The sequence below is a fragment of the Chryseobacterium soli genome (assembly GCF_000737705.1).
Lineage (GTDB): Bacteria > Bacteroidota > Bacteroidia > Flavobacteriales > Weeksellaceae > Chryseobacterium > Chryseobacterium soli.
Genome location: NZ_JPRH01000002.1, coordinates 133,002 through 146,364 on the forward strand (window position 1 = coordinate 133,002; position 13,363 = coordinate 146,364).

Consider the following 13,363-nt stretch of genomic DNA (forward strand, 5'->3'; position numbering starts at 1 on the left):
TTTTGTGTGTTTGTACTATTAGCAAACTTCTTGCCAATAGAAAATTAATTGTTTAATTTGATTAATTTGTGTATTTTATATTATAAATTGATATTTGTTTATGATTAATTTAAATTTTTATCTCTTATTGAATTTAAATTCATTGTTTAGTGATTTGTGTAGGTGTTTTTTGTGTGTTTTTGGGCTCTATTCATGCATTTTGGGATTCATCTGTTATGGTGTGTGTTTTTATTATGTTTGAATTTTTTAGTTGAAATGCAAAATGTATTATTTTAACTTATTTATAGATTTTGCTTGTAAATATTCAATTTTTTTAATCTCTTCATATTTGTTAAAAAAATATTCATCTTAATACATATTTCAATAGAAATCATAAAATTCATGATTTACCCTTTTTATTATTCAATGCATATTTTATTATTGATTAACATTATGTTAAATATTATAGTATATGATGAATTTAAGCAAATATATGTAAAAATTGTTTCAAAAAACAGCTAAAGTTCAGTGCTACAGGGGTTTGATTCACTGCTTGGGGAATGGATACCTGATATTTTCAGTGTTAATAGAGTGTGAAGAGAAAATAGATTTTTGTACCCCAATATTAAATTTATATTAAAATATTAAATACAATAAAAAAGCACGCTAAAAAAGCGTGCTTTGGTACTATATTGATGTTTATTATTGTTCCATATTATGCTTCACAAGCAGAACAGCTTACAAAATTGACCATCATTTCTTTAGAAACAGAAGAACTTCTTTGGTAATATAAAGTCTTCACTCCTTTTTTCCATGCTTCGATATAGAGGTAATTTACATCTTTTACAGGCATTGTAGAAGGAATCTGTAAGTTCAGTGACTGCGCCTGGTCAATATACTGTTGTCTTTGGGCAGCCTGTGAAATGATCTCCATTGGAGAGATTTCTTTAAATGTTTTGAATACTGCTTTTTCTTCATCGCTAAGTTCCGTTAAATGCTGAACAGAACCGTGATTTAGCATAATTGTTCTCCAGGTTTCTTCGTTATCCAATCCTTTTTCTTCCAGTAATTTTGCCAGATATTTGTTCTTACGCATAAAGTTTCCTTTCGCTAAGCCCGCTTTATAATAGTTAGAGGCAAAAGGTTCAATTCCCGGAGAAGTTTGTCCCAGAATCGCTGAACTTGAAGTTGTAGGAGCAATAGCCATAGTCGTGGTATTTCTCAATCCATAACCTTTCAATAATTCAGGTTCTCCATAGATATTGGCCAATTCTCTTGAAGCAGTTTCTGCCTGTTCTTTGATATGTCTGAAAGCTCTTGCGTTGAACTGGGTTGCCTCAAAACTTTCAAATGGAATCATGTTTTTCTGTAAATAAGAATGGTATCCCAATACTCCTAAGCCCAGTGCTCTGTGACGTAATGCAAAGTTTCTTGCTCCCTGCAGGTAGTAATTACCTTCTGTTTTTTCGATAAATTCAGTTAAAACAGCATCCAGGAAGTAAACGGCAAGTTTTACAGCGTCCGTATCTTTCCATTCATCATACAATTCTAAGTTCATAGAAGACAGACAGCAGATGAAAGATTCTTCTCTGGTGGAAGGAAGCATGATTTCAGAACACAGGTTACTTGCATTTACAGGCATTCCCAGATCCTTATAAACCTGCGGCTTGTTTCTGTTAACGTTATCTGTAAAGAAAATATAAGGAAGGCCTTTTTGTTGACGGCTTTCCAGTACTCTCGCCCAGATTTTACGTTTGTCCATGTCGCCATCGATCATATCCTGCATCCAGTAATCCGGTACACAGATCCCTGTGAACAGGTTCTGAATCGGACTTCCGATATCTTTGATAGATAAGAATTCTTCAATATCACCGTGGTCGATATCCAAATAAGCAGCAAAAGCACCTCTTCTTACTCCGCCCTGAGAAACAACATCCATTGCTGTATCAAACAGTTTCATAAAAGATACAGCTCCTGAAGATTTTCCATTATCGGTTACTGCAGTTCCTCGGTTACGAAGTTCTCCGAAATACCCTGAAGTTCCTCCTCCGATTTTTGTCTGCATGATCACCTCACCCATTTTGTGGGTAATTCCTTCAATACTGTCCGGAATATGAACGTTGAAACATGAGATCGGAAGTCCTCTCTGTGTTCCCATATTGGCCCAGACAGGAGAAGAAAAACTGATCCATCCTTTTGTGATCATTTCCTTGAAAGCCGGCTGTAATTCAGGCTTGTATAATTTTTTTGCAGCAGCAGTGGTGATTCTGTCGATAGCTCCGTCTACAGTTTCTCCTTTTAACAGATATCCTCTGTTCAGCATTTGCTCAGACTCTTCATTGAGCCACCATATATTTGAATTTTGCTCTTCCATAGATGTTATATTTTCGAATTCCCGGATGGTTTTATCATTCTCAGGAATTTTGTATTGCTTATATTGATTGTAAAATTTCTATTTTGTGGGAACCATTCAGTCCGCTTTCGTCTCTTAATTTTTGAAATTCCTTAAAAGAAGGTACGTTCAAAACCTCATGCTGTACTTCTTCATTGATATAATTGGAGTAATGTAAAAATGTAACGTCATCTTCTTTTATATACACTTTATATTCAAAGGTTTCCTGATCTAAATTTTTGAAATCATCCAGAAACTTTTGGATATTGGTTTTGTTTTCGGTAACAAATTCCGGTTTAACGGTGTAAGATACGATTACGTTGATCATTATTTATGTTTTAATATTTAATCTGGTTGTCATTGCGAGGAACGAAGCAATCTCTTGATAATTTTGATTTCTTAACTATTTCTTAGTATTTTAAATTTTAACCATTAAGGATGATTTAAGTTTTAAGAATATTAAGATGAAATTCTTCATTCAGAATGACAAAAACGCTAATACTATCTGTTTTGACGCTCGCTTTGCTCGCGCCTTCATCATTAAAACAAATCGTTCGCTGTAATACTCTTATCGTGTTTTGTATAATCTACCGGTCTTTTTGCGAAGAAATCATCCATAGAGTTGGCGAAAACTTCTTCTTCAAACCACTTCATTGGACGATATTGTTCAGGAGTGATGTTATAACGTGTATCCATATTGATTTTCTTTAAACTGTCGTCAACACGGTATTTCATGAAGTTTAACAGATCTTCTTTGGTGAAGAAATTAAATTCTCCTAATTCGAAGATCCATTCGATAATTTCACCTTCCAATTCAATAGACTGATCTACCAAAGTATAGATGTCTTCAATATCAGAATCTGTTAACAGGTCAGGTTGTTCTTCACGAATTTTATTGATCAGGTAGATTCCTCCATTCGCGTGAATCTGCTCGTCGATAGAAGTCCATGCAATAATATTGGAAACGTTCTTCATGTATCCTTTGAATCTTGTGAAAGAAAGGATGATCGCGAATTGTGAGAAAAGCGATACATTTTCAATCAGGATGCTGAATAATAAAAGAGAAGAAACATATTCTTTTGGAGTGGTAGAATTAGCGTGTTTCAAAACGTTTGTTAAGAAATCAATTCTCTTTTTCACAGCAGGAATTTCTATAACATTAGAGAATTCTTCGTTATATCCTAATACTTCTACCAGACGGGAATAGGCTTCAGAATGACGGAATTCACATTCTGCAAAAGTAGCACCCAGGCCATTCAATTCAGGTTTAGGCATGTGGTTGTATAGGTTTCCCCAGAATGTCTTTACAGACACCTCGATCTGTGCAATGGCTAACAATGCATTTTTCACAGCATTTTTTTCGTGTGGTTCTAACTGCGAATGAAAATCCTGAACATCTGCAGTAAAGTCCACTTCCGAATGCACCCAGAACGATTTGTTGATCGCCTCTACAAATTGAAGAACCTCAGGGTATTCAAATGGTTTATAGCTTACTCTTTTATCAAAAATTCCCATATTAAAATGTCTTTAAAATTAAAATAATTACATGACTGTGGATAACGTTCAAAAAATAATCAACTTCTTGATCTGTCGTAACTTGTATTTCAAAGTTTTTCACAGGAGAAGGGTCTTTGTTTTTTGTTTCGTGCGAAGCACAAAGGTCGAAAAAAAGAACTGATTTAAAAAGGGGAAAATACTAATTGGTTGAGTTTTAACTCTAAAAGTTTTCCACATTTACATGAAAGTCGCGCTGATAATGGTCTAAGCACAGTTCTGAAGCTAAAATGAATAAAAATGCAAACTTACGGTTAAACAGGATTCTGTAAATACCTATTAATAAATGCATAATGAGTTAAACAATAATTTATTTGAATAAATTGCTATTCTTGTAACAAATTGAATATATCGTCTACTTATTGGGTATAAAACATACATCACTTAATGTTAGTAATTCAGGATTTAAATAAATCGTACGACACAGGAAAAAGCAAGTTGCACGTTCTCAAAGGAATTAATCTTAATATTTCCGAAGGCGAGTTTGTTTCCATTATGGGAAGTTCCGGTTCCGGAAAGTCTACACTCCTTAATATTATTGGTATTCTGGATGAAAAAGATTCAGGAATATATGAGCTGGCTGGCGTTCCGATTGAGCATCTGTCTGAAATAAAAGCAGCTGAATACAGAAGTAAATTTTTAGGATTTATTTTCCAGTCTTTTAATTTGATTGGATACAAAACAGCCTTAGATAATGTAGCTCTTCCTTTATATTATCAAAATGTTCCCAGAAAAGAACGTAACATAAAAGCGATGGAGTATCTGGAGAAAGTAGGCCTTGCCCAGTGGGCAACCCACCTTCCGAATGAGCTTTCCGGAGGGCAGAAACAAAGGGTGGCTATTGCCAGAGCTTTGATTACTGATCCCAAGATCGTACTGGCAGATGAGCCTACGGGAGCCCTGGATTCCAAAACTACCCATGATATTATGAAGCTTCTTCAGGATATCAATAACGAAGGGAAAACCATTATTGTGGTTACCCATGAACCTGATGTTGCAGCGCAAACCAAAAGAAACGTTATTTTAAAAGACGGAGTTATTGAAAGCGATGAGTTTATCAAGCAGATTGTGTTGTAAGAAAGTGAATGATGAATGGTCAATTTTGCTTCGCAAGTGAATTTTTATGTTTGTGAAAAATTGAATAGTTCGTCATATATAATAAATCACAAATTTGAAAAAGAATAAAAATGTTTTTAGATCTCAATCATTATAAACTCGATGTTTATAAATCGGCAAGGGAATTAAGGTTTGAATGTTATCAAATGTTATCAAGACTTCCGGATAGTGAAAGATTTAATTTAACAGATCAGATAAGAAGAGCTTCAACTTCAGTGGTATTGAATATTACAGAAGGTTGTTCAAGAAAATCCGAGACCGAAAGAAAAAGGTATTTTGAAATTGCAAGAGGTTCGGTAATAGAATTAGATTCATGTTTTGATATAGCTATTGAATGTAAGTATATTGAAAGAGAGAATTTAGAAAAAACAGGAAAATTAATAAAAACAACTTTCATTTTATTAAGTGGAATGTTAAAATAGTCAAAATGATGCTGAATTTTATTGGGCAGGTGAAATTCACAAGAGGAGAAAAAATTGACAACGCAGTGAATTGACTTTGAAGAATATTCACAATTTAATTTTAATTGACTTTTTTATAAAGTAAAAAACAAAACTATGTTTGACCTAGATCGTTGGCAGGAAATATTCAGTTCTATCCGCAGTAATGTATTGCGGACGGTACTTTCGGGGTTTACGGTGGCTTTAGGTTTATTTATCTTCATCGTTCTCTTTGGAATAGGGACGGGGCTGCAAAATGCCTTTACAGAAGGATTTACCAGAGATGCCCAGAATCTTATTTCCATTTATACAGGAAAAACTACGCTGGCCTACAAAGGACTGCAGTCTGACAGAAAGGTTACCATGAATAATGATGACTACGATTTCCTGGTAAATACAGACAAAGAAAATGTTGGCTATGCCACTCCAAGGTATTCATCCAGCTTAATGATCAAGTATGGAAAAGAAAGTGGAACCTACCAGGTAAATGGTGCTGATCCACAGGAGCAGTTTACCGAAAACAGAAAAATGCTGGAAGGCCGTTACCTAAGTCCAATGGACCTGGAAAGAAAGCAGAATGTTGCCGTTATCGGAAGAATGGTACAGCGGGATTTGATTAAGAACGGAAGCCCTGTCGGAAAAGAATTGAATATCAATGGAACGATGTTTAAAATTGTAGGAGTTTTCTCTGATGATGGCGGAGATTCTGACGAACGACATATTACCGTTCCTATCAGCACGTTGCAGCAGATGAAAAAGGGTTCTGATACCGTGAGTACAATATTCATTGCTTATAGTGATAAACTGACTCCCGCAGCAGCCATAAAATACGGTGATGAATTAAAAGATAAACTGAAGTCCAGAAAAAGTGTATCTCCTGATGACGAAAACGGAGTGCGGGTATGGAACAACGCTAAAAATATGAATGATACATTTATGTTTATGGCTGTGATTACTGCTATTGTAACTTTTATCGGTCTTGGAACTTTGCTGGCAGGAATCATTGGGATCAGCAATATTATGGTGTATATCGTAAAAGAAAGGACCAAGGAAATTGGTGTACGAAAAGCTATCGGTGCAAAACCCGGAAGTATCGTTGCCTTAATTGTCCAGGAGAGTGTCGTCATTACGGTAATTTCAGGTTTTGTAGGAGTAGGAATTGGAGTATTGGCTTTAAATTTAATTGGAGATAATCTGGAAGAATATTTTATCAAAAGTCCGAGTGTGGGCTGGGGAACTATTATTATGGCCTTTATTGCTTTGGTTTTATCCGGTCTTATTGCGGGATTTGTTCCGGCATACAGAGCTTCAAAGATTAAACCTATCGAAGCATTAAGAACAGAATAATTGCTGCGAATAGTAACAAAGAAAATTGATAAGCAGACTCAAAGATCAATCAATAGATGAATCCTTTAGAGATCATCATATAACTTATAACTCAAGAAAGTGAATATTTTATTTAAAAAAGATACTTGGCAGGAGATTTATTATTCGTTGCGGAATAATAAGCTTCGAACATTCCTTACCATGATTGGTGTGGGCTGGGGGATGTTTTTATACGTGAGTCTCTTGGGGGCAGCAAAAGGAATGGAGAACGGTTTTGATAAAGTGTTCTCGGGATTTGCAACGAATTCAATTTTTCTTTGGGCACAAAACACAAACATTCCTTATGAAGGTTTCCCGAAAGGAAGAAAGCTGGATCTTACCCTTCCCGATATTCAGATGCTTAAAAATAAAATTTCAGAAATTGATTATATCTCTCCGCAAAATGCAAGAGGAAGTTTTACAGGTACACCGGGAGAAATCATGTCCAGAAATGGGAAAAACGGAACCTATTCTCTTACGGGAGATTATCCTGTTGGAAATAAAATTTCTGAGAAAAAACTTATTTTTGGAAGATACATCAATGATGCGGATGTTTCTGGAAATAAAAATGTAGCTGTTATTGGAGAAGAAGTATATAAAAACTTCTTTGATTCTAAAAAGAATGAAAATCCTATTGGTAAATCCATCAATGTTAAAGGTCTTTTCTTTAATGTCATAGGGGTTTTCAGGGTGAAAAAAGGAGGCGGCTTTGAAAATGACCAGACTATTTTTATTCCACTTTCTACGTATACTAAAATGTACAATGCGGGAGATAAGATTGATATGTTTGCGATTGTAAGTAAACCTAATGCCAACGTCAATGATGTAGAAGAAAGAGTAAAGCTTGCATTAAAAGCTAAAAATAAAGTCTCACCGGAAGATACAAACGCTTTTGGAAGTTTCAACCTGGGAAAAGAATTTAAAAAGCTGACAGGTTTCCTAACCGGAATGCAGCTTTTAACCATTATCGTGGGAACGTTAACGATTCTTGCAGGGGTTATCGCCATTTCAAACATTTTATTGATTACGGTAAAAGAAAGAACCAAGGAAATCGGGATCAGAAGAGCCTTAGGAGCGAAACCTGCTGAAGTAAGAAACCAGATTCTGCTGGAAAGTGTGGTTATTACACTGTCCTCGGGGCTGCTGGGATTCATGTCGGGAATCTTTGTTTTGATTATATTAAATATGGTGACGCAGAATCAGGATTCATTTCCTTTCTACAACCCGACAGTCAACTACCTGAATGTGTTTGGGGCGATGGCAGTAATGGTAATTTTAGGATTGTTAATAGGAATGATTCCGGCGCAGAGAGCCGTGAAGATCAGGCCGATTGAAGCATTGAGAACTGAATAAGACAAAGATGAAAAAGCTTTTTTTACTCATAATGATCTACTGTTTTGGAGCTGTTTACGGACAGCGCAGTGATTTTTTCATTTTTAAAGAAAGTGAGGTCTATAGCCTGTTTAATTTCATGGAAACGGCAGCAAAAATGCCGGGAACCTCTTCTACATACAGGAAATATATAGACGGAAAGCTATCAGGAGATAAAGACTTTCAGAAATTGGTCGGAGATTTTAAATCCATGGATTTTAATGAAAGCATTACAAGACAGGATTATCCGAAAGGCAGGATGTATATGAAAAGTTATTTGACACTGCTTATCGTAAACACCCTGAAGTCTAAAGATCTTGATGATTTTAATGAAAGAATAACCGGGATTTTGCCTATTAATGAGCAAATGCAGGTATACCAGACGTTGAAAAATGTACAGCCTTATTTCAGACAGTTTGTATGGAATGAGAATGAATCAAAGATTAAAAAACAGATCGATGATCTTAAAAAATATAATGCTGTTAGTTCTGAACTATTTTTAAAGTTTAATCACTTTTATAAATCATCTTGGGATCAGCATATTCCGTTTTATGTGACGCTGTATCCTATCCCCGGGAAAAGTGGAAATACTACGGCAACACCTCATGGAAATGCGCTGTGTGTCGGAAGTATGACAGATTCCAATGATACAGTAGGAACATTGGGAGTAACGATGCACGAGATGTGTCACATTTTATATAACGAGCAGAGTAGGGAAGTTCAGGAAGAGCAGGAGACTTACTTTAAGCAAAATAAATCAAGATATGCGAAGCTGGCCTATTCTTATTTTAATGAAGCAATGGCAACAGCATTGGGCAACGGATATGCATATAAAGTGTTAAACAAAGGGGTTTTGGATACACAGGAATGGTATAATAATCCTACCATTGCGCTCTTTGCAAAGGCGATTTATCCGTTAACTGAAAAATATTTGGAGGAAAATAAAGCAATTGACAAGGATTTTATTGATGAAGCGATTAAAAAGTTTGAACAGACTTTTCCTGATTCGCTTTATGAATATGCACCTAATTTTAATACCTTGAATCTGTATACGGAAGAATTGGAAGGGAATTATATATTTGATGCTCTTTTCACGTATTTCAGTGCCAACAATGTACGTGTTTCGAGCCCAATGAAAAATATTTCACAAAGCTCAAAATTGCAGGAAGCCGATTCCTCTTTTATAATGCTGCTGGATAAGAATCAAAAAGAAAATCTGGACGAATTGAAAAAGGTTTTCCCGGAGATTAAAGGAATACAATATAACCAGTCCATACAGAATATAAGTTTTATAGATGCCAAAAACAGGATGATCATCATTCTTTTTATTAATAAGAAAGAAGACCTAGCTCCGGCGTTTGAAAAACTGGCCAAACATAAAAGTATTAATAAAGACCAATTAATTCAATATTAAAAAATAAACTAGATATATGAAAAAGAAATTCACTTGGAAGAAAGCCATTTATATAGTGTTGGGGCTTGTATTTGCAGTGGCGTTGTTCTCAGGAATTGGGTACCTCATAAAGTCCAATACGAAGCAGAGCGAAAATTTCCTTACCCGTAAACCTACCATCCAGAATATGGATGATAAAGTAATGGCGACCGGAAAAATCGTTCCAAAAGAAGAAATTGAAATAAAACCCAACATTGCCGGGATTATCGATAAGATTCTGGTAGATGAAGGAGATAAAGTAACTGCCGGACAGCTGATTGCTACCGTAAGAATTATCCCGAATATTGCTGATGTAAATAATGCACAGCAGGAGGTTATGAATTCTCAACTGCAGATCAGTAATGCAAAAATGAATGTAGACAATAAGCAGAAACAGTTTGCTATGCAGGAAAAACTGTATAAGCAGGGCGTAATTTCCAAACAGGAATACCTTACTTCACAACAGGACCTGTATTCTATGCAGCAGGCAGTGAAAAATGCTAATCAACAGCTGCAGACTGCTCAAAAAAGACTGCAAATTGTAAAAACAGGAGCTACTCCGGAATTACAGGGCTTAGCAACAACCCAGATTCGTTCTAAAGCAGCAGGGACAGTGCTTGAAGTTCCTGTAAAAGTAGGAAGCCAGGTAATTGAAGCCAACTCGTTCAATGCCGGAACAACCATCTGTTCTATTGCAGATCTTAGCTCTTTGATCTTTCAGGGGGATATTGATGAAGCGCAGGCAGGAAAACTAAAGCAGGGAATGGATATGAAGATTGTGATCGGTGCTTTACAGAATAAAAGTTTTCCGGGAAAACTGACGATGATTGCTCCTAAAGGAAAAGATACCAACGGAACTATAAAATTCCCGGTTGAAGGTGATGTCCAAAATCCTAACAACGAATACATCAGAGCTGGTTTCTCTGCCAACGGAGAAATTGTATTAAGTTCTCAGAAAAACGCATTGTTATTGGATGAATCGCTTATTCAATATGAAAAAAGCAACGGAAAAGACAAACCTTTTGTTGAGGTTAAGCAGGCAGATGGGAAATTTAAGAAAACCTATGTAACGCTTGGTGCCAGCGATGGAATCAATGTGCAAATCCTATCAGGAATTACAAAAGATGCCAATGTAAAAGTATGGAATCCTTCCGATAAAGATAAAGAAGAGCTTAAAGAAAAGAAAAAATAATAAACGACTATATAAGTTTTAAACTGGAATCCCGATTTTTTCGGGATTTTTTTGTTTTTAAGACAGGGATATTTAAAGTTTTGTAGTTTTTAAAGATCTACCATCAGTTGTTTGCATTTTTCCTTACCGAGAAATATTTATAAAAAAAAACACTATTGCAACTTAATTGCATTAGTGGAGATTTATTTACCTTTGCGTAACCAACAACCAACAACCAACAACCAACAAGCTATGGAAAACAATTTTAACGTCATTATCATAGGAGGAAGCTACGCAGGTTTATCAGCAGGAATGTCTTTGGGAAGATCTCTGCGGAATGTTCTCATCATCGATAGTGGAAACCCCTGCAACAGGCAAACTCCGTATTCTCATAATTTCTTGACGCATGACGGAAAAAGTCCAAAGGCGATCAATATGATAGCAAGAGAACAGGTATTAAAATATGAAACGGTAAAATTATACGATGGAATCGTTGTGAAAACCAATAAAATTTCTGGTGGTTTTGAAGTTGAAACTGATTCAGGAGAAAAATTCAACGCTAAAAAATTGATTATTGCCACCGGAATTAAAGACATACATCCGGACATTCCAGGATTTACGGACTGCTGGGGGATCTCTGTTCTTCACTGTCCGTATTGCCATGGTTATGAAGTGAAAAATGAACCAACAGGAATTTTAGCCAGTGGAGATATAGCCTATGAATTTTCAAAAATGATCCTCAACTGGACTAAAGAAATTACCCTTTTCACCAACGGAAAATCGACTTTTACAGAAGAGCAGATCGGAAAATTAGAGCAGCATCAAATCCATATTAATGAAGATGAAATTGAAAAGATAGAACATCAAAATGGAAATATCAGTACAATAGTTTTTAAAAATGGAAAAGAATTTCCATTAAAAGTACTGTATTCTAAAATACCTTTTGAACAAAACCTGAAGGCTGCTGAAGATTTAGGCTATGAGCTGACGGAACAGGGATTTATTAAAGCTGATCTTTTTCAAAAGACGACTGTATACGGAATATATGCCTGTGGAGATAATGTCACGATGATGCGTTCAGTAGCAAATGCAGTCTCTCAGGGCAATTTTACAGGTGCTATGGTTAACAAAGAACTGGTAGATGAGAACTTCTGAATTATAGAATATTTATGATTTTAATTCCAAAAATCATATTTTGGGATGCCAAAATCTAGAGGGAAATTCCGTACATTTGGGGTGGAAAATCTCAAAACTAAAAGTAAATGGATATTATTTTCGACCTTATTGAAAAAGAAAAACAAAGACAAACTCACGGATTGGAGCTTATTGCATCAGAAAATTTTGTTTCTGAAAATGTGATGAAAGCAATGGGAAGCGTATTGACGAATAAATATGCAGAAGGCTACCCAGGAAAAAGATACTATGGAGGATGTGAAGTAGTAGATGAGGTTGAAACATTAGCCATCAACAGAGCAAAAGAACTTTTTGGAGTTGATTATGTGAATGTGCAGCCACATTCAGGTTCTCAGGCTAATGCAGCTATTTATCTTGCAGTTTTGAAAGCCGGTGATAAAATTATGGGAATGGACCTTTCAATGGGAGGACACCTTACTCATGGTTCAGCAGTTAATTTCTCAGGAATCCAGTATCAGGTAGTTTCTTACGGAGTACAGCAGGAAACCGGTTTGATCGATTATGACCAAATGAGAGAAGTAGCTTTAAGAGAAAGACCGAAAATGCTTATTGCAGGTTTCTCGGCATATTCAAGAGATTTGGATTATGCAAAATTCAGAGAGGTTGCTGACGAAATAGGAGCGACACTGTGGGCTGACATTGCTCACCCTGCAGGATTGGTGGCGAAAGGATTATTGAATTCTCCATTCGAACACTGTCATGTTGTAACCACTACCACTCATAAAACACTGAGAGGCCCAAGAGGTGGGATGATCATGATGGGTAAAGATTTTGAAAATACTTACGGACATAAAACTCCAAAAGGAGAAACCAAAATGATGAGCCAGGTACTTGACGGAGCTGTATTCCCAGGAATTCAAGGTGGTCCTCTAGAACATGTTATTGCTGGTAAAGCAGTAGCTTTCGGAGAAGCATTGGACGGAAAATTTGAAACCTATGCAAAGCAGGTTAAATCGAATGCTCAAGCATTGTCAAAAGCAATGACCGACAGAGGATTTGATATTGTAAGCGGAGGTACAGACAATCACTTGATGCTTGTAGACCTTAGAAATAAAGGTGTAAACGGAAAAGAAACTGAAAAAGCTTTGGTATTGGCAGATATCACATGTAATAAAAATATGGTTCCTTTCGATGACAAATCTCCATTCACAACTTCAGGAATCAGATTAGGTACTGCAGCTATTACCACCAGAGGATTGAAAGAACAGGATATGGATACTATCGCAGGATTGATTTCTGATGTTGTAGACAATATCAAAAATGAAGAAGTTCTTACTTCCGTAAGAAAGAAAGTTAATGAATTAATGGAAGGTAAAGCATTGTTTAACTACTAATAGGTATTGCCAACA

11 protein-coding genes are annotated in these 13,363 nt (G+C 35.9%); 8 read left to right on the plus strand and 3 right to left on the minus strand.

Features of this window, described 5'->3' with window-relative positions:
* Positions 1-694 precede the first annotated feature (694 nt).
* The 3 genes from IW15_RS05925 to IW15_RS05935 form a co-directional block, all read right to left on the minus strand.
* Positions 695-2,380: a ribonucleoside-diphosphate reductase subunit alpha gene (locus IW15_RS05925; RefSeq protein ID WP_228384318.1), complete on the minus strand. Its 1,686-nt coding sequence runs from the start codon at positions 2,378-2,380 to the stop codon at positions 695-697.
* Between the two features lie 31 nt (positions 2,381-2,411).
* Positions 2,412-2,699, minus strand: a complete 288-nt coding sequence (locus IW15_RS05930; RefSeq protein ID WP_034710014.1) for a hypothetical protein — start codon at positions 2,697-2,699, stop codon at positions 2,412-2,414.
* 212 nt (positions 2,700-2,911) lie between these two features.
* On the minus strand, positions 2,912-3,886 hold the full coding sequence (locus tag IW15_RS05935) for a ribonucleotide-diphosphate reductase subunit beta (protein ID WP_034710015.1): 975 nt from the start codon (positions 3,884-3,886) through the stop codon (positions 2,912-2,914).
* Positions 3,887-4,312: 426 nt separating this feature from the next.
* Between IW15_RS05935 and IW15_RS05940 the strand changes: the two genes are divergently transcribed.
* The 8 genes from IW15_RS05940 to glyA all read left to right on the plus strand — a co-directional run bounded on the left by IW15_RS05940 (position 4,313) and on the right by glyA (position 13,348).
* Positions 4,313-5,002: an ABC transporter ATP-binding protein gene (locus IW15_RS05940; protein WP_034710016.1), complete on the plus strand. Its 690-nt coding sequence runs from the start codon at positions 4,313-4,315 to the stop codon at positions 5,000-5,002.
* Positions 5,003-5,112: 110 nt separating this feature from the next.
* Positions 5,113-5,463 carry a four helix bundle protein gene (locus IW15_RS05945; RefSeq protein WP_034710017.1) on the plus strand — a complete coding sequence of 117 codons (351 nt, stop codon included), beginning with the start codon at positions 5,113-5,115 and terminating at the stop codon, positions 5,461-5,463.
* A 135-nt stretch (positions 5,464-5,598) separates the two neighbouring features.
* The gene (locus tag IW15_RS05950; RefSeq protein WP_034710018.1) at positions 5,599-6,828 is read left to right on the plus strand and encodes an ABC transporter permease; all 1,230 of its coding nucleotides are present in this window, start codon (positions 5,599-5,601) and stop codon (positions 6,826-6,828) included.
* Positions 6,829-6,927: 99 nt separating this feature from the next.
* Positions 6,928-8,199 carry an ABC transporter permease gene (locus tag IW15_RS05955; RefSeq protein WP_034710019.1) on the plus strand — a complete coding sequence of 424 codons (1,272 nt, stop codon included), beginning with the start codon at positions 6,928-6,930 and terminating at the stop codon, positions 8,197-8,199.
* Between the two features lie 7 nt (positions 8,200-8,206).
* Positions 8,207-9,631 carry a hypothetical protein gene (locus tag IW15_RS05960; protein WP_131368505.1) on the plus strand — a complete coding sequence of 475 codons (1,425 nt, stop codon included), beginning with the start codon at positions 8,207-8,209 and terminating at the stop codon, positions 9,629-9,631.
* Between the two features lie 16 nt (positions 9,632-9,647).
* Positions 9,648-10,841 carry an efflux RND transporter periplasmic adaptor subunit gene (locus IW15_RS05965; RefSeq protein WP_034710021.1) on the plus strand — a complete coding sequence of 398 codons (1,194 nt, stop codon included), beginning with the start codon at positions 9,648-9,650 and terminating at the stop codon, positions 10,839-10,841.
* Positions 10,842-11,072: 231 nt separating this feature from the next.
* Positions 11,073-11,975, plus strand: a complete 903-nt coding sequence (locus IW15_RS05970) for an NAD(P)/FAD-dependent oxidoreductase (protein ID WP_034710022.1) — start codon at positions 11,073-11,075, stop codon at positions 11,973-11,975.
* 107 nt (positions 11,976-12,082) lie between these two features.
* Positions 12,083-13,348, plus strand: a complete 1,266-nt coding sequence (glyA, locus tag IW15_RS05975) for a serine hydroxymethyltransferase (protein WP_034710023.1) — start codon at positions 12,083-12,085, stop codon at positions 13,346-13,348.
* Positions 13,349-13,363: the final 15 nt, after the last annotated feature.